Annotated in this window: 20 protein-coding genes and 1 pseudogene; 16 read left to right on the forward strand and 5 right to left on the reverse strand. The window is 64.6% G+C overall.

Annotation, left to right across the window (positions count from 1 at the left end):
* Window positions 1-2: 2 nt before the first annotated feature.
* Together ABD884_RS02650 and ABD884_RS02655 are read left to right on the forward strand one after the other, a co-directional pair.
* The gene (locus tag ABD884_RS02650; RefSeq protein ID WP_345035639.1) at window positions 3-1,106 is read left to right on the forward strand and encodes a polyprenyl synthetase family protein; all 1,104 of its coding nucleotides are present in this window, start codon (window positions 3-5) and stop codon (window positions 1,104-1,106) included.
* 452 nt (window positions 1,107-1,558) lie between these two features.
* The gene (locus ABD884_RS02655; RefSeq protein ID WP_345035641.1) at window positions 1,559-2,377 is read left to right on the forward strand and encodes an endonuclease domain-containing protein; all 819 of its coding nucleotides are present in this window, start codon (window positions 1,559-1,561) and stop codon (window positions 2,375-2,377) included.
* A 113-nt stretch (window positions 2,378-2,490) separates the two neighbouring features.
* Here the strand turns inward: ABD884_RS02655 and ABD884_RS02660 are convergent, their stop codons facing one another.
* Both ABD884_RS02660 and ABD884_RS02665 read right to left on the reverse strand, forming a co-directional pair.
* A complete protein-coding gene (locus ABD884_RS02660; protein WP_345035642.1) occupies window positions 2,491-2,913 on the reverse strand; it encodes a hypothetical protein in 423 nt (140 codons plus the stop codon).
* Window positions 2,914-2,926: 13 nt separating this feature from the next.
* Window positions 2,927-3,610, reverse strand: coding sequence for a trimeric intracellular cation channel family protein (locus ABD884_RS02665; protein WP_345054455.1), 684 nt, complete (start codon window positions 3,608-3,610; stop codon window positions 2,927-2,929).
* A gap of 51 nt (window positions 3,611-3,661) precedes the next feature.
* Between ABD884_RS02665 and ABD884_RS02670 the strand changes: the two genes are divergently transcribed.
* The 13 genes and pseudogenes from ABD884_RS02670 to ABD884_RS02730 all read left to right on the forward strand — a co-directional run bounded on the left by ABD884_RS02670 (window position 3,662) and on the right by ABD884_RS02730 (window position 19,514).
* Window positions 3,662-4,387: a sirohydrochlorin chelatase gene (locus ABD884_RS02670; protein WP_345035645.1), complete on the forward strand. Its 726-nt coding sequence runs from the start codon at window positions 3,662-3,664 to the stop codon at window positions 4,385-4,387.
* Between the two features lie 98 nt (window positions 4,388-4,485).
* Window positions 4,486-6,231 (forward strand): nitrite/sulfite reductase, encoded by a 1,746-nt coding sequence (locus ABD884_RS02675; RefSeq protein WP_345035651.1) that lies wholly within the window; start codon window positions 4,486-4,488, stop codon window positions 6,229-6,231.
* Window positions 6,228-6,944, forward strand: coding sequence for a phosphoadenylyl-sulfate reductase (locus tag ABD884_RS02680; protein WP_345035655.1), 717 nt, complete (start codon window positions 6,228-6,230; stop codon window positions 6,942-6,944). Before ABD884_RS02675 ends, ABD884_RS02680 begins: the two co-directional genes overlap by 4 nt.
* Complete coding sequence (gene cysD, locus ABD884_RS02685; RefSeq protein WP_028265229.1) at window positions 6,941-7,927, forward strand: sulfate adenylyltransferase subunit CysD; 987 nt, start codon at window positions 6,941-6,943, stop codon at window positions 7,925-7,927. Before ABD884_RS02680 ends, cysD begins: the two co-directional genes overlap by 4 nt.
* On the forward strand, window positions 7,927-9,393 hold the full coding sequence (locus ABD884_RS02690; protein WP_345035661.1) for a sulfate adenylyltransferase subunit 1: 1,467 nt from the start codon (window positions 7,927-7,929) through the stop codon (window positions 9,391-9,393). The genes cysD and ABD884_RS02690 overlap by 1 nt, the downstream gene beginning before the upstream one ends.
* Window positions 9,394-9,670: 277 nt before the next feature.
* Window positions 9,671-10,843 carry an ABC transporter substrate-binding protein gene (locus tag ABD884_RS02695; protein ID WP_345035669.1) on the forward strand — a complete coding sequence of 391 codons (1,173 nt, stop codon included), beginning with the start codon at window positions 9,671-9,673 and terminating at the stop codon, window positions 10,841-10,843.
* A 116-nt stretch (window positions 10,844-10,959) separates the two neighbouring features.
* A complete protein-coding gene (locus ABD884_RS02700) occupies window positions 10,960-11,697 on the forward strand; it encodes an ABC transporter ATP-binding protein (RefSeq protein ID WP_345035674.1) in 738 nt (245 codons plus the stop codon).
* Window positions 11,687-12,649 (forward strand): ABC transporter permease, encoded by a 963-nt coding sequence (locus ABD884_RS02705; protein ID WP_345035679.1) that lies wholly within the window; start codon window positions 11,687-11,689, stop codon window positions 12,647-12,649. Before ABD884_RS02700 ends, ABD884_RS02705 begins: the two co-directional genes overlap by 11 nt.
* Before the next feature lie 35 nt (window positions 12,650-12,684).
* Window positions 12,685-13,725, forward strand: coding sequence for an LLM class flavin-dependent oxidoreductase (locus ABD884_RS02710; protein WP_345035683.1), 1,041 nt, complete (start codon window positions 12,685-12,687; stop codon window positions 13,723-13,725).
* A 79-nt stretch (window positions 13,726-13,804) separates the two neighbouring features.
* Window positions 13,805-15,061 (forward strand): uroporphyrinogen-III C-methyltransferase, encoded by a 1,257-nt coding sequence (gene cobA / locus ABD884_RS02715; protein ID WP_345035686.1) that lies wholly within the window; start codon window positions 13,805-13,807, stop codon window positions 15,059-15,061.
* A gap of 98 nt (window positions 15,062-15,159) precedes the next feature.
* A complete protein-coding gene (locus ABD884_RS02720; RefSeq protein WP_345035691.1) occupies window positions 15,160-16,626 on the forward strand; it encodes an FAD-dependent oxidoreductase in 1,467 nt (488 codons plus the stop codon).
* 315 nt (window positions 16,627-16,941) lie between these two features.
* Window positions 16,942-18,050 (forward strand): annotated as a pseudogene (locus ABD884_RS02725) (IS110 family RNA-guided transposase).
* 87 nt (window positions 18,051-18,137) lie between these two features.
* Window positions 18,138-19,514: an MBL fold metallo-hydrolase gene (locus ABD884_RS02730; RefSeq protein ID WP_345035699.1), complete on the forward strand. Its 1,377-nt coding sequence runs from the start codon at window positions 18,138-18,140 to the stop codon at window positions 19,512-19,514.
* Between the two features lie 117 nt (window positions 19,515-19,631).
* Here ABD884_RS02730 and ABD884_RS02735 read toward each other — a convergent pair whose 3' ends face one another.
* The 3 genes from ABD884_RS02735 to ABD884_RS02745 all read right to left on the reverse strand — a co-directional run bounded on the left by ABD884_RS02735 (window position 19,632) and on the right by ABD884_RS02745 (window position 23,173).
* On the reverse strand, window positions 19,632-20,312 hold the full coding sequence (locus ABD884_RS02735; RefSeq protein ID WP_345035705.1) for a FadR/GntR family transcriptional regulator: 681 nt from the start codon (window positions 20,310-20,312) through the stop codon (window positions 19,632-19,634).
* Window positions 20,309-21,574, reverse strand: coding sequence for an MFS transporter (locus tag ABD884_RS02740; RefSeq protein ID WP_376955371.1), 1,266 nt, complete (start codon window positions 21,572-21,574; stop codon window positions 20,309-20,311). Before ABD884_RS02740 ends, ABD884_RS02735 begins: the two co-directional genes overlap by 4 nt.
* Window positions 21,575-21,730: 156 nt before the next feature.
* Window positions 21,731-23,173, reverse strand: a complete 1,443-nt coding sequence (locus ABD884_RS02745) for a PucR family transcriptional regulator (RefSeq protein WP_345035708.1) — start codon at window positions 23,171-23,173, stop codon at window positions 21,731-21,733.
* A gap of 143 nt (window positions 23,174-23,316) precedes the next feature.
* Between ABD884_RS02745 and ABD884_RS02750 the strand changes: the two genes are divergently transcribed.
* Entirely contained in the window at window positions 23,317-24,747 is a 1,431-nt protein-coding gene (locus tag ABD884_RS02750) for a gamma-aminobutyraldehyde dehydrogenase (RefSeq protein ID WP_345035712.1), read from the forward strand.
* Window positions 24,748-24,792: the final 45 nt, after the last annotated feature.

Here is a 24,792-nt window from a genome sequence, read left to right on the forward strand (position 1 = left end):
CCGTGACTCACTCTGCCGAACACAGTTGGACGCATGCAGGCCACGGCCTGCCGGACACTGTCGAACCTGCTCCCACCACCACCGCGATAGCCACTGGCCTGCAGCTTCCTGCCGGTTTTGCCGCTATCGCCAAGGATATGGAGCTGGGTCCTGCCATCACCACCAACCTTGCCCGCGTGGAAAAGAAGCTCCGTGAAGCCATTGCCAATTCGGATCCCCTGGCTGATGCAACGTCGCGTCACCTGGTGGAAGCCGGTGGAAAGCGCATTCGCCCGCTTCTGACTCTCTTGTGCGCCCACCTCGGGGACGCATCCCGTCCGGAAGTGGTCCAGGCCGCCGTCGTGGTTGAACTGACGCACCTTGCAACCCTCTACCACGACGACGTGATGGATTCCGCCCCCTACCGCCGCGGAGCCCCCACGGCCCACGAAGTCTGGGGCAACTCGGTGGCCATCCTCACCGGCGATTTGATCTTTGCCCGGGCCTCGATCCTGGTGTCCGAGCTGGGCTCGCGTGCCTTGGGAATCCAGGCCCGCACTTTTGAACGCTTGTGCCTGGGCCAACTGCACGAAACCGTCGGCCCTCGTGAAGGCGAAGACGCGGTGGAGCATTACCTGTCTGTCATCGCCGACAAGACGGGCTCCCTGGTTGCCGCGTCCGGCCAGCTCGGGGCTATCTTCGCTGGTGCAGACGAAGCCTTCGAGGACGTACTGGTGGAATACGGCGAGAAAGTGGGAGTGGCCTTCCAGCTGGCTGATGATGTCATCGACGTCACCGGCGTCAAGGTCAAGTCCGGCAAGTCCCCGGGAACGGACCTTCGCGAAGGGGTTCCGACTCTGCCGGTCCTCCTGCTCCGCAAGGCCGCCGACAATGGTGACCACTCCGCCGTCGAACTCTTGAAGCTGGTTGACGGCGACCTCACCTCCGACGAGGCCTTGGCAGAAGCTGTGGCAAGGCTGCGCGAGCACCCCGTCACCGCGGAGTCCTGGGTCATCGCGCGTCAGTGGGCCGCGGAAGCGATCGAGGCGTTGAAGCCGTTGCCCGAAGGTGTGGTCAAGGAGTCGCTCACGAACTTCGCCCACGCCGTTGTGGAACGCGCCAGCTAGAACCCCAAGTAACTCGCATTTGTTGTCGTTAAAACGCGCCAAAACGACAACAAATGCGAGCTAGTTGGGCGGGGCGGGGGAGGCGCTTAAATGCAATGGCCCCGGTTCTTTGCAACGCTACGAGTCACGCGTTGCAACGAACCGGGACCATAATCTCCGTTCGCATCAGACTCACCGGAGGCATTTAGTGAATCCGTTTACAGCATATGACAGCCTTGTCACGACTGCAACTTTCCTGGTCAAAAGTTTTTGGAATATTGGCCAAGGGTCTTGATGTCGCAGATTCCCCACCATTGAGGCTCCGGTAAAGACAAGGGCTTGGATTCTCGGCGTCGGACTCCGGAAACTCGGCCAAAACAGGGGAGTTTCGCCCGGTTTCCTCGTTTGCCCGATATCCACATAGCTAAACTGCGGTCTTTTCAACGTCATCGCCACACTGCTGAGGTTGATCCATGGACCTGGTTGGATTCCTGAACTACGCTGGCTCGGCTGCGAGGACTGCCACAGTCAAACGGGCAGGCTATTCGGACCGGGCTATCCGAGCTGCGGTTGTTGGGGGCATAGTCGTCCGGCGACGCCACGGAGTCCTGGCGTTGCCGATCGCCCAAGAGGATATCGTCGCGGCCCTCATCGCCAATGGGTTGCTGACATGCGCATCCGGGGCCAGGCACAATGGCATCTGGGTGCTGCGCGAACCTCCGGTCCTCCATTTGCAGTGCAGGCACGGCAACGCCAAGGACTTCGTGATGCACCGCGAATCTGTGGTGGAGACACCGCACATCCGCCCGGTCGCCAGCCTGACGGATACTCTGCTGCACGCCCTCCGTTGCCGGTCTGAAATTGAGGCAGCCATTATGGTGGAAAGCGCCTTGCTCCAGGGCCGGACCAATCTTGCTTACCTCCGTGAGAGGCTGCCCGGCAACCGGAACGGCGCGGCCAGAAAGGTGCTTTCACAGGTCGATGGCTCGGCTGATTCTCCCATCGAAGTCGTGGCGCGGATTCTTTTCCGACAAGCCGGCATCCGTACCGAGACGCAGGTCGAATTGTCAGGAATCGGAATTGTGGACTTTTTGCTGGAGGGAAGGCTGATTGTGGAGATTGACGGCGAGAGCCATATGCAGCCTCGGCAGGTCAAGAAGGACCGGCGCCGCAACAATGCAGGCACAGTCAAGGGTTACCTGGTTCTCCGGTACGACTATTCCCAGATTGTGTATCAGCGAGAGACCGTCCTGGCCGAGGTCCTCCATGTTCTCCGACGGACAGGCCGCTGAATCTCCCCGGTTTTGGCCATGGTTTGAGAGGGACAACCCCGGAAACACGGGCCTCGAGAGCTAAACGCAGCCCAAAGGTGGGGAGGAAGCTCCGCCCCCACTGAAAAGAACCCTCAGTCTTCGTCGCTGAAAGCCCAGTCGAACATGTCGAACACGAACTCGGAGAACGTGCCTTCTTCGGATTTCCACTGGCCTCGGGCGTTGTTACGGCGCCACACGATGGGATCCGGGACGCCGAGATCGCCTACGCGGAAGCCCCAGGTGAATTGTTCTTCCTCGTCCTCAAGGAACATGAGGAAGCCTTCGTCATCCACTTCGAGTTCCTCGGGGTCCCAGAAGTAGTGGTAGGCCTCCATGAGGTCCTCGCAACCACCGATCGCCAGGTAAAACTCGCGCAGGACCATGGGGATGGTGAACGAGTGGGCGGCCAAGGCTTCGTCCAGCTCAGAGGCGCTCAGGCCGTCTTCTTCCTGCCATTCGTCCTCGAGATACTTCGGTACAAGCGCGCGGAACTTCTCGAGGAACATGTCAGTCATGCTCCCATCCTAGCTAATCGCGGCCGGGTGATTCGGCGCCGAAGGGGCCCCCGCTGCGGTGCCATCCCCGGACCGCCAACGGGACCCGCCAACCACGCCGCCAAGCCACCACTCTAAAGGCGAAAACCCATGCCGCAATCAAGGCAGCGGTGATCCCGTTAAAGGCCCCCACGCTCCAGAGCACTGCCGTCAGGGCCGCTCCAGTGAAGGCCGGAAGAGCGTAGAGATCCCGGGCATTGAAGAGGGTGGGGATTTCGTTGGCAGTGATGTCGCGCAGCAAACCGCCGCCCACGGCCGTGGAGACGCCCAGCAGCATTGCAGCCACCGGATTCATCCCGGCAGCCAGCGCCTTGAGTGTTCCGGTAATGCAAAACAGGGCCAGCCCGCCCGCGTCGAACAGGGTCAGGAGGGAGGTGAAGCGCTGGATGCTCGAAAACAGGAAGTACACCAGCCCCGCAGCCAATAGGGGAGGCACAACATAAACAGGGTTGGTGAACGCCGCTGGTGGCCCGGCATTGATGATGATGTCGCGCATGATGCCGCCGCCCAGGGCCACGAGCGAAGCCAGGAGAAGCGAGCCGATGATGTCGAACCGTTTCTTGGCCGCGAGCAACGATCCGGACACCGCGAAGAAGAAGACGCCGGCGAGGTCCAGCCAAACCAGCGCAAGGTCAAAAGTGAACAAATGCAGCTCCATTCTTCGTTCACGCACGGGGGATCCTGTTCGCCCAACGTTACGCTTGCACGCATGAACAACCCCGTCTTGATCGCGTGCGCCCACGGAACCCGGAACGTCGAAGGGCAGGCGGCTATCCGCCAAGTCATGGCCGACATCGAGGCCCTGAGGCCCGGACTGACCGTTGTGGAGGCCTACGTCGACGTCCAGGAACCGGAGTTGTCCGGCGTGGTGGCGAGTCTCCCGGAAGGCGCGCCCGCCGTCGTCGTTCCCTTGCTGCTCAGCACCGGTTACCACGTCCAGGTGGACATCCCCCAAGCGATCAAGGGCCGCCCGGAAGTGTCCGCGGCGCCTCCGCTGGGCCCGGATCCGCGGCTCGCCGAGCTGCTCGCCGCACGGTTGCGCGATTCAGGCTTGGGCGACGACGACGGCGTCCTGCTCGCCGCCGCGGGCTCGTCCTTGCCGGACGGTTCCGTTGATTCGGAGGAGCAGGCGCGCCAGCTCGCCGAGCTGCTGCCCAATAAAGTCCGGGTCGCCTATGGCGCCAGTGCCGAACCGAACGTGCCCGACGGCGTCGCGGCCCTGCGCGCTGATCTCGCCGGCGGCGCGGCAAGCGAAGCGGCCGGGCGCGTCGTCGTGTCCTCATACTTGTTGGCCACCGGCTACTTCCACGACCAGCTGTCCAAGGCAGGAGCCGACGTCGTGACTGCCCCGCTGCTGCCGTCTCCGGTGCTGGCGGAGATCGCCCTGGAACGCTACGACGCAGTCCTGGCCGGAATGCACAGCAAGGCAAAGTGAACAAGGCCATTCGGCGGTTCGTGACGAAATGTTTCCCTAGGTGACTCTTCGTTTCTGCGTCGTTGTTGGAGAAATCTGGCCAGCCCTACAGTCGATGCATGACTGATACAGCTCTAGCCGGAGCGTCTACGGACGAGGCTGCCCCCAAGCGCCCTGCCCGTACCGCCCGTCCTGCCGCGAAACCCCACGGCCAATGGAAAGTTGACGGCACAGCGCCGCTCAACGCCAACGAGACTTGGAAGCAGGAAGACAACGGGCTGAACGTCCGTGAGCGTATCGAGTCTGTCTACTCCAAGCACGGCTTCGACTCGATCGATGCCACGGACCTGCACGGCCGCTTCCGCTGGTGGGGCCTCTACACCCAGCGCAAGCCCGGGATCGACGGCGGCAAGACCGCCACGCTTGAGCCGCACGAGCTTGAAGACAAGTACTTCATGCTCCGCATAAGGATCGACGGCGGTGCGCTCACCACCGAACAGCTGCGTGTGATCGGCCAGATTTCCGTGGACTTCGCGCGCGGCAGCGCCGATCTCACGGACCGCCAGAACATCCAGCTTCACTGGATCCGGGTGGAGGACATGCCGGAAATCTGGCACCGCCTCGAATCCGTCGGCCTGTCCACCACCGAAGCCTGCGGCGACGTCCCACGTGTCATCCTGGGCTCCCCGGTGGCCGGCATCGCCAAGGACGAGATCATCGATCCCACGCCGTTGATCAACGAACTCGCGGAGCGCTTCATCGGCGACCCCGAGCTCGCCAACCTGCCGCGCAAGTACAAGACCGCCATCACCGGCCACCCTTCGCAAGACGTGGTCCACGAGATCAACGACTTCGGCCTGGTAGGCATGGTCCACCCGGAACTCGGCGTCGGCTATGACCTCTGGGTGGGCGGCGCACTCTCCACCAACCCCATGCTGGCCAAGCGGCTCGGCGCGTTCGTGAAGCCCGAGGAAGCCGCCGAAGTGTGGCTCGGCGTCACCAGCATCTTCCGCGACTACGGCTACCGCCGCATGCGCACCAAGGCACGCCTGAAGTTCCTCCTGGCCGACTGGGGTCCGGAGAAGTTCCGCCAGATCCTTGAAGACGAATACCTCGGCTTCAAACTTGCCGACGGCCCCGCTGCGCCCAAGCCTTCGACACCCGGCGACCACGTCGGCATCCACGAACAGAAGGACGGCAAGTTCTTCATCGGCGCCACCCCCTTGGCCGGACGGCTGTCCGGAAGCCAGCTCGTGAAACTGGCGGACACCCTGGAAGCCCATGGCTCTTTCCGCCTCCGCACCACACCGCACCAGAAGGTTGTGGTGCTGGACGTCGCCAAGGAGCAGGTTGAACCGCTCGTGGCCGAGCTGGACTTCCTGGGCCTCTCCGCCCGACCGTCCGTGTTCCGCCGCGGCACCATCGCCTGCACCGGCATAGAGTTCTGCAAGCTTGCCATCGTGGAGACCAAGGTCACCGCAGCCACTGCCGTTGCCGAACTGGAACGCCGTTTGGCGGACCTCACGGAAAGCAAGCAGCTGCCCCAGGCACTGTCCCTGCACATCAACGGCTGCCCCAACTCCTGCGCCCGCATCCAGACCGCGGACATTGGCCTCAAGGGCATGATGCTGCCAACGCCCGACGGCGACCCCACCCCGGGCTTCCAGGTTCACTTGGGCGGCGGGCTCGCTTCGTCCGACCGCGAAGAAGCCGGCCTCGGACGCACCGTGCGTGGCCTCAAGGTTTATGTCGAGGACCTGCCAGATTATGTGGAGCGGGTGGTCCGGAAATTTGTGGCCGACCGTGCCGAGGGCCAAACCTTCGCCGAATGGGCACATGCTGCCGATGAAGGAGATCTCCAGTGACGACAACCGTCAAACAACGTTCCCACGACGAACTCAAGGCCTTGGCCGAATCCGGTGCCGCTGAGCTCGGCTGGAACGCACCGGCCCGTGACGTCATCGCCTGGGTAGTCCGCAACTTCGAACTGCCCGCCGTCGCTGTGGCTTGCTCCATGGCCGACGCCGTGCTGCCGGCCCTCGTCGCGGACCAGTTTCCCGGCGTCGACGTCTTGTTCCTGGAGACCGGCTACCACTTCCCGGAAACCCATGCCACACGCGACGAGGTCGCTGCTAACCTGCGGGTGAACATCGTGGACGTGCTCCCGGAAAACACCGTGGAGCAGCAGGACCGCCTTCTCGGCAAGGACCTGTTCGCCGGGGACGCCGCCCAGTGCTGCGCGCTGCGCAAGGTCCAGCCGTTGCGCAGGACCCTCGCCGGCTACGAAGTCTGGTTTACCGGCGTGCGCCGCGACGAGGCCCCCACCAGGACCAACACCCCACTGATCACCTGGGACGAAGCCAACGGCCTGGTCAAGGTCAACCCGATGGCGGACTGGAGCTTTGACCAGTTGGTCCAGTACTCGGAAGACAACATCCTTCCCGTCAACCCGCTTCTCAGCCAGGGCTACCCGTCCATCGGATGCCAGCCCTGCACCAGGAAAGTAGCCCCGGGAGCAGACCCCCGTTCCGGCCGCTGGGCCGGGACCGACAAGACAGAATGCGGACTACACGTATGAGCACCCAAATCACCAACGAGGACACGGAGCTGTCAGTGCTGGAAGAGGACCTTGTGGAGACGCCGGCCGCCGCCCAGCGCGTGGCAGGGGAGCGGCTGTCCAGCCTCGACACCCTTGAGTCCGAGGCCATCCACATCATCCGCGAGGTTGTCGCCGAGTTCGAGAAGCCGGCGCTGCTGTTCTCCGGCGGCAAGGACTCCGTGGTGATGCTGCACTTGGCCACCAAGGCGTTCTGGCCCGGCAAGGTCCCGTTCCCCGTGCTGCACGTGGACACCGGCCACAACTTCCCCGAGGTCATCGAATTCCGCGACCGCACGGTGGAACGCCTGGGCCTGAAGCTCGTGGTCGGCTCCGTGCAGGAATTCATCGACCGCGGCGAACTCGCCGAGCGTGCCGACGGCACCCGCAACCCGCTGCAGACCGTGCCCCTGCTGGATGCCATTCAGCGCAACAAGTTCGACGCCGTCTTCGGCGGCGGCCGTCGCGACGAGGACAAGGCCCGTGCCAAGGAGCGCATCTTGAGCCTGCGCGACGAGTTCGGTCAGTGGGATCCCCGCAACCAGCGCCCCGAATTGTGGAACCTCTACAACGGCCGCCATACCGTGGGCCAGCACGTCCGGGCGTTCCCCATCAGCAACTGGACCGAGCTGGACGTGTGGCGCTACATCGAGCGCGAAGGCATTGAGCTGCCCGGCCTGTACTACGCCCACGAGCGTGAAGTCTACGAACGCGACGGCATGTGGCGTGCGGTTGGTGAGGTTTCCCTGCCGCTTCCGCACGAGGAAGTTATCACCAAGACGGTGCGTTACCGCACCGTAGGGGACATGTCCTGCACTGGCGCGGTTGTTTCGGACGCGGCCGACGTCGCGGCTGTTGTTCTGGAGGTAGCCGCATCCACCCTCACCGAACGTGGCGCCACCCGAGCAGATGACCGCATCTCCGAGGCAGCCATGGAAGACCGCAAGAAGGACGGCTACTTCTAATGAGCACGATTTCCACAAGCTCAATCACCGAATCCAACGTGGGCCCACACCGGCAGGGTTCCCTGGCCGAGCGCAGCGAGGTTAGGGTGCCGGTGGGGACTCTGTTCCGCTTCGCCACCGCCGGATCGGTCGACGACGGCAAGTCCACCCTCGTGGGCCGCCTCCTGCACGACTCCAAGGCGATCCTCGCCGACCAGCTCGACGCCGTGGCCCGCACCTCGGCGGACCGTGGCTTCGGTGGAGCCGGCGCTACTGGCAGCCAGGCGATCGACCTCGCCCTCCTGACCGACGGCCTTCGTGCCGAGCGGGAACAGGGCATCACCATCGACGTCGCCTACCGCTACTTCGCCACCGACCGCCGCAGCTTCATCCTCGCGGATTGCCCCGGCCACGTGCAGTACACCAAGAACACGGTGACCGGCGCGTCCACTGCGGATGCCGTCGTCGTACTCATTGACGCCCGCAAGGGAGTCCTGGAGCAGACCCGCCGGCACTTGTCCGTGTTGCAGTTGCTGCGCGTGGCGCACGTGATCATTGCCGTGAACAAGATCGACCTCGTGGACTTCAGCGAGTCTGTCTTCCGCGAGATCGAGACGGACGTTCAGAAAGTTGCCCGCGAGCTTGGCTTGGGTTCCGATGGAATAGCAGACGTCGTGGTCATCCCTGTGTCGGCGCTCGACGGCGACAACGTGGTGGACCGCTCCGACCGCACCCCGTGGTACGGCGGCCCGGCACTACTCGAGGTCTTGGAGACCCTTCCGGCCGCCGACGAGTTGGAAAGCCACCTCGAGAGCTTCCGCTTCCCGGTCCAGCTGGTCATCCGCCCGCAGGGCGCACTGGCTCCCGACGCCGTCGCCGCAGGGCTCGACGTCGAGGCATACCGAGACTACCGCGCCTACGCCGGCCAGATCACGGAAGGGACCGTGAAGCTCGGCGACGAGGTCACCGTCCTGAGCCCGGGCCACGAGCCCAAGATCACCACCGTCACCGGGATTGACTTCGCCGGCAGCGAGCTGGCTGAGGCCACTGCTCCGCAGTCCGTGGCGATCCGCTTGGCGGATGACATCGACATCGCACGCGGTGACACCATCGCCGCAGCAGGGACCGTGCGCGAAAGCTCGGCCGATCTGTACGCGGCACTGGCCTGGCTCTCGCCGAAGCCGTTGCGTGAAGGTGCCAAGGTGCTCGTGAAGCACGGCACCCGCACTGTCCAGGCGCTCGTCCGAAACGTGACGGGCAAGCTGGATCTGGCCACGTTCAATGTGGAGGCTACGTCCAGCCTTGAGCTGAACGACATCGGTAACGCCCAACTTCGGCTGGCCGCGCCGTTGCCCTTGGAAAACTACCTGCACCACCGTCGTACCGGGGCGTTCCTCGTCATCGATCCGGTCGACGGCAACACCCTCGCCGCCGGTTTGGTGAAGGACCACCCGGGCGACCACGAGGACGAACGTTACGTCATCTGACGTTGTTGGCCACCGGAGCCGCAGCTTGTTTCTCAACCCCGCCTTCAGGGTGCGGGAGGGGAAACAAGCTGCGGTTTTTTGCGTTGGGGCCTCCCGAATTGTGACGTTGCATGAACGTGCGTGACCCAGAGTTTCCGGGGCGTTGAACGGTAAATATGACAGTCCCTATGGTGAATCCATGACCTCTTCGGATTGGTCCTTGCCTGCCCGCAATGGGCGATGTCGCGGGGACTGACAACCCGCCCTGCCCCTTCCGCAACGCATCACAAGGATCAACATGTCAAAGACCCCAGAACCCACGCCGCCCGCTTCGAACCCGGGCACCACGCGCATTGTCGCGGGCGAAAGCACCAAGCCCAAGCGCCGCCGCACGCTCGAGATCGGGATCGCCGTCGGACTCGTCCTACTGATCGGCGCCGGCGCCGCAGTGGCATCGGTTGTCGCGAAGAACAACGAAACCCAGGCCGCGGCGGCAACGACACCCGCCGCCGAACTTCGGCTCGGCTACTTCGGCAACGTCACCCACGCCCCGGCGCTTGTGGGCGTCAGCAAGGGCATCTTCGCCAGCAAGCTGGGCAGCACCAAGCTCACCACCCAGATCTTCAACGCCGGACCGGCCGCCATCGAGGCACTCAACGCCGGCGCGATCGACGCCGCGTACCTGGGACCCAACCCGGCCATCAACTCCTTCGTCCAAAGCAAGGGCGCATCCATCAGCATCATCGCCGGTGCAGCCTCCGGCGGGGCCCAACTGGTGGTCAAGCCCGGGGTCAACAGCGCCGCGGACCTCAAGGGCAAGACCCTGGCCTCGCCGCAGCTCGGCGGTACCCAGGACGTAGCCCTGCGCGCGTGGCTGGCCAAGCAGGGCCTGAAGACCAACCCGAACGGCGGTGGCGACGTCGCCATAAACCCGACCGACAACGCCCAGACCCTCAAGCTCTTCCAGGACGGAAAGCTCGACGGCGCGTGGCTGCCTGAACCGTGGGCCTCGCGTTTGGTGCTCCAGGCCGGCGGCAAGGTGCTGGTGGATGAGAAGGACCTGTGGGACGGCTCCACGACCGGAAAGCCGGGCCAATTCCCCACCACCATCCTGATCGTCAGCAAGAAGTTCGCCGCTGAACACCCCCAGACGGTGACCGCCCTGCTCCAAGGCCACCAGGCCTCGGTCAATTGGCTCAACTCCGCCTCCGCTGCCGACAAGGCCACCGCCATCAACGCCGCACTGAAGGCAACGGCGGGCAGCACGCTCCCGGCCGACGTCATCGACCGCTCGCTGAAGAACATGGTCTTCACCGTGGACCCGCTCGCCGGAACCTACAAGAAACTGCTCCAGGACGGCGTGGACGCCGGCATCACCAAACCGGCCGACATCAACGGCATCTTCGACCTCCGCGCCCTCAACAACGTGACCGGACAGAAGACCTCGGCCGCGGGACTGGGCCAAGACTGAAACGCCACGGCCCAACTGACTCGCAGTTGTTGTCGTTTTGAGGGCTCATAACGACAACAACTGCTAGTTAGTTGGGTGCACATTCACTAACAAAGCAACAAACGAAGGACGGGACCATGCCAGTCGTACTGGAACACTTGGGTAAACGCTTCGGCGACGGCGCCCCGGTGCTGGACGACGTCAACGCCACCATCGAACAAGGCGAGTTCGTCGCCCTGCTCGGTGCGTCCGGCTGCGGCAAATCCACCCTGCTGAACATCCTCGCGGGGCTGGACCAGCCGACGTCGGGCGCCCTGGAGGTGCCCAGCGACGGCGCGGCCTTCATGTTCCAGGATTCCGCGCTGTTCCCGTGGCTCACTGCCCGCGGCAACATCGAACTCGCGCTGAAGCTCGCGGACAAGCCCGGCAGCCTGAGCAAAGCGTCGCGTGCCGCCCGTGCAGGCGAGTTGCTGGACCTCGTCCATTTGGGCGGCGCTGGGGAGAAGCGCCCGCACGAGCTCTCCGGCGGCATGCGCCAACGCGTCGCCCTGGCCCGCGCGTTGGCACAGGACCGGCAACTGCTGCTCATGGACGAACCGTTCGCCGCCCTCGACGCCATCACCCGGGACCTCCTGCATGACGAGCTAGAGCGGATCTGGAAGGAAACCGGCCGCACCATCGTGTTCGTGACGCACAACGTGCGCGAAGCCGTCCGGCTGGGCCAGCGGGTCCTGTTGCTCTCCTCCCGTCCGGGACGGGTTGTTGCCGAGTGGAACGTCACCGAGGAACACCGGACCGACGCCGGCCGTGCCGGGGAGCTGACCGGAACCATTACCCGCCGCCTGCGTGAGGAAATCCGCCGCCATGCCAATTGAACAAGAAACACTCCCCGCCGGCGAAAGCACCGCGGAGAGCACGCTGCCGGACACCGAGGCGGCCCGGCACATCACCTCGCCGTCCCTGAAGGGAAACCCGGACGAACTCCGGGACCTCGAAGCCGGCCTGGACAAATTGCAGTCGGATGCCCACCGCAAGGCACGTATCGACTGGGCCCGGATCATCCTCCCGATCGCGGCACTCCTGGTGCTGATCCTGGCGTGGCAGTTCTACGTCTCCCTCGGCTTGAAGCGCCGCGACCAGGTCCCCGGCCCGCTTGATGTCCTGGGCCAGTTCGGTGCCCTCTGGGCCGAAGGCAAAGCCCAAGAAGCCATCTGGACCTCACTTCAGCGCGGGGTCATCGGCTTCCTCATCAGCGTTGCCGTGGCCACGCCCGTGGGCTTGCTCCTCGCGCAGGTGCAGCCGCTGCGCCGTGCCTTCGGGCCGCTCATTTCCGGGCTCCAGGTGCTGCCGTCGGTGGCTTGGGTTCCGGCCGCCATCATCTGGTTCGGACTCTCGGACGGGACCGTGTACTTCGTTGTCCTGATGGGTGCCATCCCGTCCATCATCAACGGCTTGATTTCCGGCGTCGACCAGATCCCGCCGCAATACCGGAGCGTGGGCAAGGTCCTTGGCGCATCCCGGCTCCAGATGGCCTTGCAGATTGTGCTGCCCGCGGCCCTCCCCGGCTACCTCAGCGGACTCAAACAGGGTTGGGCTTTCTCTTGGCGTTCCCTCATGGCCGCCGAGATCATCGCGGTGGGTGGCACCATCGGCTTCGGACTCGGTTCGCTTCTGGACCAGGGACGCACCTTGTCGGACATGGCCACGGTCATGTCCGCGATCCTCGCCATCCTGTTCGTGGGCATCCTGATTGAACTTCTGGTCTTCGCCCCGATCGAACGCCGCCTCCTGCTGCGCCGTGGCCTCCTGGCGGGGAGCACGCGCTAAGGAATTCCCCGGACCGCCCCGTGGTTGATGCGGGCATGAAACGAATCGGTTTTCTTTCCTTCGGCCATTGGGGACCTGTCCAAGGCTCGCTGACTCGTTCGGCCGGCGACGCCTTGCTGCAAGGGATCGACCTCGCAGTCGCGGCCGAAGAGCTTGGCATCAACGGAGCCTTCTTCCGGGTGCACCATTTTGCACGCCAACAGGCCTCGCCATTCCCTCTGTTGGCCGCCATCGCTGCCCGGACCAAGCGGATTGAAATGGGCACCGGCGTGATCGACATGCGCTACGAGAACCCCCTGTACATGGCCGAGGAAGCCGCGGCCACGGATCTCATCAGCCAAGGCAGGCTCCAGTTGGGCATCAGCCGTGGTTCACCCGAGCCGGCTCTCCACGGTGCGCGGTACTTCGGATACAAGCCGGCCGAGGGTGAGGACGACACGGCCATGGCCCGCCGCCACACCGCCGTGTTCCGGCACGCCATCGCAGGACATGGCGTAGCCGAAGCCGATCCTTCCTTCATGGGCGGCGGCCGCGGCCTCCTGCCGATCCAGCCGTCGTCGCCCGGCCTGCCGCAGCGCATCTGGTGGGGCGCAGGCACCCGCAAGACCGCCGTCTGGGCCGCGGAACAAGGCATGAACCTCATGAGCTCTACCCTCCTGACGGAGGACACCGGAGTTCCCTTCGACCAACTCCAGGCCGAACAGATCAGCATGTTCCGCGAGGCGTGGGCAGCGGCCGGACACGACTTCGAACCGCGCGTGTCAGTCAGCCGCAGCGTCATCCCCGTGGTGGACGCCGAGGACGAACGCTATTTCGGGCTCCGCGGGCAAGCGGAAAACCGGGACCAAGTGGGCATGCTCGACGGCGCGTTGTCGCGATTCGGCAAGAGCTACGTCGGCGCGCCCGATGCCCTGGCGGAGGAACTCGCGCAAGATGCAGCGGTCCAGGCTGCGGACACCGTGCTGGTGACCGTCCCCAACCAACTCGGGGTGGACTACAACATCAAGCTGCTGGGCAACATTGCCACATACGTGGCTCCGGCGATCGGCTGGAAGGCACCCACAGCGCGAGCGTAATGTGACGCAGGGTTACCTAGCGTGAACTGGTGTTTCCGGACCTTTGAAGCATGTTACGGCCCGGCCCTACAGTTTTTTCATGGCAATACAGGACATCTACCCCACGGCCCTGCGGCTGCTTGGCCGCCCGGTGCTCGTGGTGGGCGGCGGACCCGTGGCTGCGCGACGCGCCAAGGGCCTGCTCGACGCCGGTGCCCGGGTGACCGTGGTGGCTCCCGTTGCCTCCGACGCGCTCCGCGAACTCGCGGCCTCCGGGCTGCTCACCTGGGAGCCGCGCACTTACCTTTCTTCCGACGTCGACGGCGTCTGGTTCGTCCAGACGGCCACCGGCGTTGTCGCTGTTGACGCCCAAGTAGCCGCCGACGCCGAAGCGCAGCGCATCTGGTGCGTCAACGCCTCGGACCACGAATCCTCGGCTGCATGGACCCCGGCCGTCGCCGTAGTGGACGATGTCAAGATCGCCATCAACGCCGGGGGAGACCCCCGCCGTGCCATGGCGCTGCGCGACGCCGTTGCCACCGCGCTTGTGACGGGTGACCTGCCGCTCCGCCGCCGTCGGGCCTCCGCCGGAAGCGTCGCACTCGTGGGTGGCGGTCCGGGCGATTCCGGGCTCATCACGGTCCGCGGCCGTCGCCTCCTGAGCCAGGCCGACGTCGTGGTGGCGGACCGCCTTGGACCGCGCGACTTGCTGCGGGAACTAGCGCCGGATGTCCGCGTGATCGAGGTCGGCAAGACTCCCGGCCACCACCCCGTGCCGCAACTGGAGATCAACCGGATCCTTGTGGAGGAGGCCCTGGCTGGCCACCGCGTGGTGCGGCTCAAGGGCGGCGATCCCTATGTCCTGGGCCGCGGTGGCGAGGAAGCGGAATTCTGCCGGCAGAACGGCGTCGAGGTTGAAGTGGTTCCCGGCGTCACGTCGGCGATTTCCGTGCCCGCGGCGGCAGGGATTCCCGTAACGCACCGCGGACTCGCGAAGGGCTTCAGCGTGGTGACCGGCCACGAAGAACTGTCTGAGGTCCCGGCCCGTCCGGACCACACTGTGATCCTGCTCATGGGTGTCGCCAAACTTCGGGAATCCGCCGCGGCCCTCGTTTGCTCCGGAATGCCTTTGGACACTCCGGTAGGTATCGTAGAGAACGGCTATATGCCCGAACAGCGCGTCACGATCGGCACTCTGGCAACCATTGCCGAGCAAGCCGAGGCCACCGGCGTCGCGAATCCCGCAGTGATTGTGATTGGCGACGTGGTGCGTGTGAGCCCGTTCGCCCCCGCACATTTCAAGACCGCTGACTACAGCACCCTGACCCCCAACAAGCCCCGCGTCGCCACCCCCTAGCCCTCACCCAACTAACTCGCAATTGTTGTCGTTATGAGCCGTCTAAACGACAACAAATGCGAGCTAGTTGGGTGGCACCGAAGAAAAGGAACACAGCCGTGTCATCTAGCACCACCGTAGGAACCGCCGCACGTCCGCTGCGCGTCGCCGTCGTCGGCTCCGGCCCGGCCGGCGTCTACGCCGCGGACATCCTGACCAAGAGCGAAGCCGTCAAGAGCGGCGAGCTGACCGTCAGCATCGACCTCTTCGACCGCTACCCGGCCCCCTACGGCCTGATCCGCTACGGCGTCGCCCCTGACCACCCACGCATCAAAGGCATCGTCAACGCCCTCCACAAGGTCCTGGACCGCGGCGACATCCGCTTCTTCGGCAACGTCGACTACGGCACTGACATCTCCATCGAAGACCTGCGCACCCACTACGACGCCGTCATCTTCGCCACCGGCGCCATCAAGGATGCGGACCTGAACATCCCCGGCATCGAGCTGGAGGGCTCCTTCGGCGGCGCGGATTTCGTCTCCTGGTATGACGGCCACCCGGACGTTCCCCGCGAATGGCCGCTCGAAGCCACCTCGGTTGCCGTGCTTGGCAACGGAAACGTGGCGCTCGACGTGGCCCGCGTCCTCTCCAAGCACGCAGATGACCTTCTGGTCACCGAAATCCCGGACAACGTCTACGCCGGACTCAAGGCGTCCCCGGTCACGGACGTGCACGTCTTCGGCCGCCGCGGTCCGGCCCAGGTGAAGTTCACCCCGCTGGAACTCCGCGAGCTGTCCCACTCCAAGGACGTGGACATCATCCTCTATGCCGAGGACTTCGAGTTCGACGAAGAGTCGGACCGCCAGATCCAGACGAACAACCAGACCAAGACCATGGTGGGTACCCTCACCAACTGGATCGCCGAGCAGCCCGAGGACCTCTCCGAGCTCAAGGCCTCCCGTCGCCTGCACCTGCACTTCCTGCACAGCCCCGTAGAAATCGTGGATTCCGCAGAGGCTCCGGGCAAGGTCGCGGCGATCAAGTTCGAGCGCACCGAATTGGACGGCACGGGCAACGCGCGTGGTACCGGCGAGTTCATCGACTACCCGGTCGAGGCCGTCTACCGTGCCATCGGCTACTTCGGTTCTGCCCTGCCGGACGTCGAATTCGACCACCGGCGCGGGGTCGTCGCCAACGACGGCGGACGCGTCCTGGACGCTTCCGGCGAGCACGTTCCCGGTCTGTACGCCACCGGCTGGATCAAGCGCGGACCCATCGGCTTGATCGGCCACACCAAGGGCGACGCGCTGGAGACCGTCACGTACCTCTTGGAAGACCGCGAAAACCTGCCGTTCGCCCCCGCTCCCGAGGCGGACGCCGTCGTCGAGCTCCTGGACGCCCGCGGCGTGAAGTTCACCAGCTGGGAAGGCTGGCTGGCCTTGGATGCCCACGAGCTCGCTTTGGGGGCTGCCGCGTCCGACGCCGGTACCTCCCACGGCGTCGAGGTCCAGCGCGAGCGCATCAAGGTTGTGCCGCGCGAGGACATGGTGGACATCTCCCGCGACGGGGTCGCCGCTCAGGTCTAGGGCTACAAGGCGAGGCCCAGGCAACGCGAGGTCACTTGGAGCCCATCCGGAGCATCGGAATGGGCGCTAAGTGACCCCGCGTTGTTTGGTATCAGGGTCAGTTCCCGAGGGGCTTCGCTCCGTCGTGGGGGTGGAAAATATGCGTCCCGGGAACCTGGGGCGGTCAGCCTTCTGGTGCTGTGGAGCGGTATGCGGGCAGACTTGGTAAGTGTGTTTCGGTTGTCCCCGATACGTCTATGGTGCCCGTGAGCCTGTGGGTTAGTTTGGTGGTGGAGGGCACAGTTTTTTGTCCGCGGGATCGTGGATTGTTGCCTTTTGAGCACGAATGTCAGATTTGTTGTATATACGCCCTCCCCGGAACACCCGCGCTGCGCGGGTGTCGATGTGTCGAAGAAGGACGCGAAGGTCTGCGTCCGTGTCCAAGGCCGCGGGAACCGGCCGACCACGTCCACCGTCACGACCTGGGCCGCGATGACCGGACAGATCCTGGACCTGAAGGAACACCTGCTCAACGAGCGTGTGACTCTGGTCGTGATGGAAGCGACCAGCGATTACTGGCGCCCGTTTTTCTATCTTCTTGAGGAGGACGGGCTGGAGGTCATCCTGGTCAACGCCCGCGACGCCAGGAACGTTCCGGGCCGCAAAACCGATGTCTCCGACGCTGCGTGGCTGGCTGATCTGGGCGCTCACGGGCTGGTGAGGGCCTCCTTCGTGCCACCGCCGCCGATCCGTGAGCTGCGGGACCTGACCTGGGCGCGGACCGTCATCACCCGGGAGCGCACCCGGGAAGTGCAGCGGCTCGAGAAACTCCTCGAGGATGCGTGCATCAAGCTCTCCTCGGTGGCTACGGACATCACGGGCGGATGCGTGCGAAGATCCCCGAGCTCACCGATGCGCTGACCGGACGGTTCCTTGACCATCACCGCTACATGGCCGCCCTGTATCTGCACCGGATCGACGCCCACACCACCGACATCAACGACCTCAGTGCCAGGATCGAGGAGGCGATGGAACCCTTTCGCGACGCCCGGGAACTCCTGATCAGCATCCCGGGATTCAGCACCACCGTGGCCGAGGTCTTCATCGCCGAAACCGGGGCCGACATGAGCGTCTTCCCGACACCTCAACAGCTGGCATCCTGGGCAGGCACGTCCCCGGGAGCCAACGAGTCCGCCGGCAGGGTCAAGTCCGCCAAATACCGGCGCATCGCGTCCCGGCGCGGACCCGTCAAAGCACTCGTCGCCGTCGAACACGCCATGCTCACCACCGTCTGGCACATGCTCACCACCGGCGAACTCTACCGGGACCCGGGAGCCGACTACTTCACCCGACGCACACCCTCCAGGACCAAGGCCCACGCGATCGGACAACTCGAATCCCTGGGCTACAAAGTCACCATCGAACCACTCACGGCAACCCGATAGATGCCGGCCCGAACAAGCTGCCCTGTTCCCCAGCCACAATCGCCGCTAACTATGGAGCCAACCTCATTTTCATGTCAGACTCTCCGCATGGACGTCGTCGTCGTCGAAACGACCCAATTGGGGGACCGCAGCTACCTCGTTCATGACGGTACGGTGGCGCTCGCGATCGACCCCCAGCGCGATACCGACCGCGTCGAAACGGCCGCTCGCAGCGCGGGGGTGGCGATCACGCACGTCGCGGAAACCCACCTCCACAATGACTACGTCACGGGTGGCCTTGTCCTCGCGCGGGACCACCACGCCGTGTACCTCGTAAACGCCGCAGACAACGTGGCGTTTGACCGTAAGCCCGTTGTTCCAGGGCAGACGTTCAAGGTGGGCAGGCTTTCCGTGAAGGCAGTGGCTACTCCCGGCCATACACACACGCATCTGGCCTATGTCGTTTCGGATCCCGACGCAGGCACAGGCATCCGGCAAGCGGTGTTTTCCGGTGGAAGCCTGCTCTACGGTTCGGTGGGACGCACGGACTTGATCGCCCCGGAAGACACTGCCGGACTGGCTCATGACCAGTATGCGTCCGTTCGGCGGCTGGTGGCTGAAGCAGCGCCGGAAGCGGTCCTGTATCCCACCCATGGCTTTGGTTCGTTCTGCTCCATCGGCCCCGCGAGCAGGGTCCCCGCTTCGACCATCGGCGAGCAGGCCGCCACCAACCACGCCCTGACAGACCCTGACGAAGACCACTTCGTCAGGCACCTCCTGGCCAATATCACGGCCTATCCGAGCTACTACGCACACATGAGCCCGCTCAACGCCCTCGGCCCAGGCCCCGCGATGCTCGAGGTGCCGAAATCGGTGGAATCCGCGGAACTGGAGCGCAGGCTCGAGGCCGGAGAATGGGTGGTGGACCTGCGCCGCCGCGTGGCGTTCGCCGCCAGCCACCTGCGGGGGAGCGTGGCTTTTGAATACGGGACAGGATCGAGCTTCACGAGCTATCTCGGCTGGGTCCTGCCATGGAACAGGCCGCTGACCTTGCTGGGAGCCCACGACGACGTCCAAAACGCCGTCCGCGACCTCGCCAGGATCGGAATCGACTCCCCGGATGCCGCCGTCGGTGAAGATCCCGGGGCCCTCGCGCCAGGCACCCCCTTGGTGCATTACCCAGTTGCCGACTGGGCGGGATTGGTACAAAACCGAACCTCGGATGAAACAGTGCTGGACGTGCGCCGTACCGAGGAATTTGCCGCCTCCCATGTGTCGGGGGCAGTGAACGTTCCGCTTCATGAGCTTTTGCTCCGGCTGGACGAGGTGCCGGATGTGCGGACTTGGGTGCATTGCACCTCTGGATACCGTGCCGCCGTCGCCGCGAGCCTCCTGCACCGGGTCGGCCGCGACGTGGTGCTTATCGACGGACACTTCGGCGAGGCGGCGGGCGCCGGCGTCGAACTCACAAGCAATCCCGGCTAACGCCCGACGCTCGCTCACTTATGGGGTGTTTCCCGCGGACCCTCGCTCACCTGAAGTGAGCGAGGGTCCGCGGTTTTGGGCGAATAGCTGAGCGGGCGTTGGGGAGAAGGGGGCGTATTAGCTGGTGAGCCAGTCCGCTGCGAAGTCCAGGTTGCGGTAGACGCTTGCGACGGCGGCAGCCTCGTCGCGCGCCTCGATGGCGTCGGCGAGCTCGTCGTGGCCTTCGTGGGGGGTGCCGTTGAAGCCGGACCTGCGCTGCTGGCGAAGGAGATCGTCATGGAAGACCCCGCCGAAGGATACGTACAACTCGTGCAGCAAAGGGTTGCCGGACGCCAGCGCCACCCGTTCGTGGAAGTCCCAGTCCGCTCGGGCCCACGCGGGGTAGTCGGCCGCGAGCCATGCGTCGTTGCGTTCCTGGAGAAGGGCCCGCATGCCGGCGATATCGTCGGCCGTAGCGTGCTTCGTGGCCAGTCGGGCGGCCTGGGTGTCGAGCCCCACGCGGACCTCGACCACGTGCTCCTGCGTGTGTTCCTTGTACATCCGCTGCGCCGCGCCGAAGATCTCGCTGGTGGCCCGGACATACGTTCCGTCACCGCGCCGAACCTCAAGCATTCCGCTGTGTGCCAAGGCCTTGATGGCTTCGCGCAGGGTGCCGCGCGAGACTCCGAGCGACGCCATGAGTTCCGGCTCGGCCGGAATCTTCTCCTGCAGCGGCCACTCTCCGGACTGGATCATGCCCCGCAGTTGCCCGGTGACTTCCTCGGCCAGGGCGGGACGGTGCGAAGGCGTCAGGCTCATGCGACGGCCCTCGGTCCGGCCTTGAGCGGCGTGCGTTTGCTGGTCAACAGGTGGCAGGTCACGATGAGGGCGACGGCTACGGCCGCCAAAAGAGTCAGCGGGAGGGTCCAGGCGCCGGTAGCACTGTGGAGCAGGCCCATCCCGAAAGGCCCCAAGGCCGCAATCAAGTAGCCCACGGACTGGGCGACGGTGGACATGGCGGTGGTCTCCGCCGTCGTGCGCCCGCTGCGGCTGATGATCACCAGTACCAGCGGAAAGATGCCCAGCCCGAAACCGAACAGCACGGCGGGAACCGCAGCGAACGACGTCGGCAGCAACAGCATTGAGGGTATGCCCACCAGAGTGGTCACGCTCCCTAGGTACAGGGCAGGCCGCATCATGCGGGGTCGCGAGCCGATGACCAGCAGAATCATGCCGCCAGCTACGGAAACCAGCTGCATCAGTCCGAACTGCAGGCCACTCTCGGAAGCGCTGAGCCCTTGGCTGGTCAGAATGTAGGCAAACCAGCTCATCACGGCATATGCAAGGAAGGCCTGCAGCGTGAAGATGGCAGTGATCAGGATTCCTAGGCGCGTGCGCAGGAGCGGCCACATGGAGATGTGCTCTTGCTTGGCCGTGCGGGAAGTGCGATGGGTGTGGAGGACCATCGGCAGGAAGCCAAGAAGCGCGGCGACGCCAAGGATGCCCCAAGCGGCCAGGCCCATCGACGGCGAGCCAAGTTGCTCGGCAAGGGGCACGCTGACCGCGGCGGCGAAGGTCGCACCACCGGACATCGTGAAGGTGTAGAGGCCGGTCATCATGGAGGTTTTGGCCGCGTAGTGCTCACGGATGTATGACGGCATGGCCACGTTGCACACCGCCAGGCCGGACATCGCCAGCACTGTTCCGGCGAGGAGGGCGCCGGTTGCGGGGATGCTGCGGACCAGAAGACCGGCAGCCAACATCGCCAGCGCCACGAAGATCGACTTTTCGACGCCGATCCGGCGCGACAACCAGGAAGTGCCCAGACCCGCGACGGCGAAACACAGGAGGGGGATGGACGGAAGAATGGACGCCACGAGCGCCCCGTAACCGAGGAAGGCTTGCAGATCATGGAACAATGCCGCCGCGCTGGTGATGCCGGCGCGGAGGTTCAGGCCGATCAGGATGACGGCGATGATCCCGACGACGGCGACCATACGGGATTTGGGTGCCACCGTTCCGCCGATGGCCGGCAGAGGGGTTGCTTCCAGGGCGTGGGGTGCCGGGTGAGTTGAAGCCATATCTAAAGGTTAGACGTTTGATGTTTGGTGCCGGAAGTTTTGTGGCGAGAATCTCCCAGTCGCCGTGGAGCCCAACTAGCTCGCACTAGTGGTCGTTTTGACGCGGCAAAACGACAACAAATGCGAGTTAGTTGGGGCCGGAGCCATGCGGGCCTGTCAGCGCAGGGTGCGCGATCCGAGTCGCTGCACCGCCAAGGCGAGCCACAACTGCACCCGGTCCGCAGTCTGGGCCGGGTCGTAGCCGGTCAGGTCCGTGATTTGAGCCAGACGGTACCGCACCGTGTTGCGGTGCAAGGTCAGGGCTTCGGCGACGGCGGCCACGGAACCATTGTGGTTGAGGTAGCTTTCCAGGGTCGAAACGAGTTCGGAGCCGTGGGCGGCGTCGAACTTGCGCAGGGGAGTGAGGGCTTCACTGGCCATGTCGGCGAGCGGCACGTCTTCGCTTGCTAGCAACAGCGATGTCAGGCTGAGCCTTTCGGGCTCGTTGACCGGCAGCCCGTGGGCTACGGCGTCGCGCGCTTCAAAGTAGCTCCAGCGCACGCCGTTCGGCTTGGTGTAGGCGCCGCCGATACCGATCATCGCGTGGATCCCGGCTTCCAAAAGATGATCGCTGAGGTCCTTGGCGAGCGCGCTCGCGGAACTGCCGTCGTCGGGCACCACCGTCACCAGATCCTTCCCGACGACGGCGGTCACCCCGGCGTCGAGGGACTGCGGTAGCGAGGTGCTGCTGAGTTGTTTGTGATGGGCCGCGGAAACCACCAGCAGCACCACGTTCTTGCGGGTGCTGTTGATTCCGACGCCGGCCAGGCGGCGGGCGGCCTCGACCGTGTCCAGCGTTCCGTGGATGACGTCGTCCAGCACCTGGCCGGCGAGGGCCCGCTGGCTCTGGCGTTGCTTGACCATGTTGTTGAGTTCCACGCTGATCAGGTTCTGCGCATAACCGACAATCCCTGTGTCACCGAAGGGTTCCTTGATCCACAGGGTGCAGGCGTCGCGGCGGCCGGTCGGGATGGGGAAAGAGGCCCAATCGTCGGCCGTCGGTGCGGGGTTGCCGGCCACGCTGTTGTAGAGCTGGGCGCTGAACTGCGTAAGCGCGATGTCGGTCCGGAGCATGCTGCCCAACTGCTTAAGCAATTCTCCCAGACCGCCACCGGTCAACAGGGCCCGGGCCAGGATCTGGTGCCCGGCGATGAGGCGCTCCAACTTGGAGTAGTGGTCCGCGGACTGTGAATCCGCGACGAGTTTGCCGATGGCGATGAAGGGGGTCTCGTACGGGACTTCCACCAAGGGCAGGCCCCAGCGGTTCGCCTCGGCAACCAGGGCCGAAGGCACGGAATCATGGGTCAGGCCTGTGCCGAAGCCGATGCCAACGGCCCCGGCGCGCTGGACCTGGCGCACAAAGCGACGTTGTTCCGCAGCGCCGTTCAGCCGGAGTCCCGTAGTCAGGATCAGTTCGCCGCCATTGAGGAAACGTTGCGGATCTTCCTGCTCGGTCACGGCCACCCAGCGGATATCTTCGTTCCAGGTGGTTTCCGCGAGGCCGGCTTTGCGTAACCGAAGAGAGGGGACACCGACGAGCGCGGCGAGAGACATTGCCATCCAGAAAGGATATCCCGGCACTGGTCATTCGCACGAAGCTGGCGTGTGTAGGGTGTGCATCTGCCTATTCCGCGCCGCGGGGTGCTGGCATAGGCTCGGAGCAGCTGCAACCAATACCTAGACACTGAAAGAGGTTGTACACCGTGGTCCAAACCTTGCAGAACTTCATCAACGGCGAGTTCATCACGCCGGCAGGAACCGAACTGCTCGACATCGTGAACCCCACCAACGGGGAGATTGTCGCTCATGCGCCGATCTCTACGGCGGCCGACGTAGATGCTGCCATGAACGCTGCGAAAGAAGCCTTCAAGTCTTGGAAGCATGTCACCCCTGGCCAGCGCCAGCTCATGCTGCTCAAGCTCGCCGATGCCATCGAAGCCAATAGCGACGAGCTCGTTGAGGCACAGCACCGCAACACCGGCCAGGTCCGCGCCCTCATCGCCTCCGAGGAAGTTGCCGCCGGCGCAGATCAGCTCCGCTTCTTCGCCGGAGCCGCGCGCATCATGGAGGGCAAGTCCGCCGGCGAATACTTCGAGGGCCACACCTCGTACGTCCGCCGCGAACCGATCGGCGTCGTCGCCCAGGTTGCACCATGGAACTATCCGTTCCTCATGGGCATCTGGAAGATCGGTCCCGCCCTTGCCGCGGGCAACACCGTGGTGCTCAAGCCTTCGGACACCACTCCGGAATCCACCTTGGTCCTGGCCCGGCTGGCAGGGGAAATCTTCCCGGCCGGCGTGCTCAATGTGGTCCTCGGCAACGCCGGCACCGGCGCCATGATGGTTGAGCACAAGGTGCCGGGCCTCGTCTCCATCACCGGCTCCGTCCGCGCCGGCATCGCCGTGGCCACTGGCGCGGCCAAGGGCCTCAAGCGTGCTCACCTGGAACTCGGCGGCAAGGCCCCGGCGATCGTCTTCAAGGACGCCGACATCAAGAAGAGCGCAGCGGCGATCGCCGAATTCGCATTCTTCAACGCCGGCCAGGACTGCACGGCCATCACCCGCGTGCTGATCGAAGATTCCATCCATGACGACATGGTTGCTGCCATGGTGGAGCACACCAAGACACTGCACACCGGTTCCCAGAACGACGACGAAAACTACTTCGGTCCGCTCAACAACGTGAACCACTTCAACGCCGTGACCTCGGTGGTGGAGCATTTGCCGGCCAACTGCAGGATCGAAACCGGCGGCCACCGTGCAGGTGAGAAGGGCTTCTTCTTCGAGCCCACCATCATCACCGGCGCCAAGCAGACTGACGACGTGGTTCAGAAGGAGACCTTCGGACCCGTTATCACCGTCCAGAAATTCACCACGGAGGCCGAGGCACTCGAGTTGGCCAACGACGTCGAATACGCCCTGGCATCCAGCGTCTGGACCACGGACCACGGCACCGCCATGCGGATGAGCCGCGACCTGGACTTCGGAGCGGTCTGGATCAACACCCACATCCTGCTGACCGCTGAGATGCCGCACGGCGGCTTCAAGCAGTCCGGTTACGGCAAGGACCTGTCCATGTACGGCGTCGAGGACTACACGCGCATCAAGCACGTCATGTCTGCACTTGATGCCTGAGTCCCCACCGGCAGTCCTGGACCCAAACACGGCACGCATAAGAAA

Source organism: Arthrobacter methylotrophus, from assembly GCF_039539965.1.
In the GTDB taxonomy this organism is placed as follows: Bacteria; Actinomycetota; Actinomycetes; order Actinomycetales; family Micrococcaceae; genus Arthrobacter; species Arthrobacter methylotrophus.

Bases quoted from the DNA above. Each gene is read 5' to 3' on its own strand.
- ABD884_RS02690 (WP_345035661.1), top strand. From the start codon at position 7,927: ATGAGCACGATTTCCACAAGCTCAATCACCGAATCCAACGTGGGCCCA.
- ABD884_RS02670 (WP_345035645.1), top strand. From the start codon at position 3,662: ATGAACAACCCCGTCTTGATCGCGTGCGCCCACGGAACCCGGAACGTC.
- ABD884_RS02660 (WP_345035642.1), bottom strand. From the start codon at position 2,913: ATGACTGACATGTTCCTCGAGAAGTTCCGCGCGCTTGTACCGAAGTAT.
- ABD884_RS02705 (WP_345035679.1), top strand. From the start codon at position 11,687: ATGCCAATTGAACAAGAAACACTCCCCGCCGGCGAAAGCACCGCGGAG.
- ABD884_RS02740 (WP_376955371.1), bottom strand. From the start codon at position 21,574: ATGGCTTCAACTCACCCGGCACCCCACGCCCTGGAAGCAACCCCTCTG.
- ABD884_RS02695 (WP_345035669.1), top strand. From the start codon at position 9,671: ATGTCAAAGACCCCAGAACCCACGCCGCCCGCTTCGAACCCGGGCACC.
- ABD884_RS02655 (WP_345035641.1), top strand. From the start codon at position 1,559: ATGGACCTGGTTGGATTCCTGAACTACGCTGGCTCGGCTGCGAGGACT.
- ABD884_RS02675 (WP_345035651.1), top strand. From the start codon at position 4,486: ATGACTGATACAGCTCTAGCCGGAGCGTCTACGGACGAGGCTGCCCCC.
- ABD884_RS02700 (WP_345035674.1), top strand. From the start codon at position 10,960: ATGCCAGTCGTACTGGAACACTTGGGTAAACGCTTCGGCGACGGCGCC.
- cobA (WP_345035686.1), top strand. From the start codon at position 13,805: ATGGCAATACAGGACATCTACCCCACGGCCCTGCGGCTGCTTGGCCGC.
- ABD884_RS02730 (WP_345035699.1), top strand. From the start codon at position 18,138: ATGGACGTCGTCGTCGTCGAAACGACCCAATTGGGGGACCGCAGCTAC.
- cysD (WP_028265229.1), top strand. From the start codon at position 6,941: ATGAGCACCCAAATCACCAACGAGGACACGGAGCTGTCAGTGCTGGAA.
- ABD884_RS02735 (WP_345035705.1), bottom strand. From the start codon at position 20,312: ATGAGCCTGACGCCTTCGCACCGTCCCGCCCTGGCCGAGGAAGTCACC.
- ABD884_RS02710 (WP_345035683.1), top strand. From the start codon at position 12,685: ATGAAACGAATCGGTTTTCTTTCCTTCGGCCATTGGGGACCTGTCCAA.
- ABD884_RS02745 (WP_345035708.1), bottom strand. From the start codon at position 23,173: ATGGCAATGTCTCTCGCCGCGCTCGTCGGTGTCCCCTCTCTTCGGTTA.
- ABD884_RS02665 (WP_345054455.1), bottom strand. From the start codon at position 3,610: ATGGAGCTGCATTTGTTCACTTTTGACCTTGCGCTGGTTTGGCTGGAC.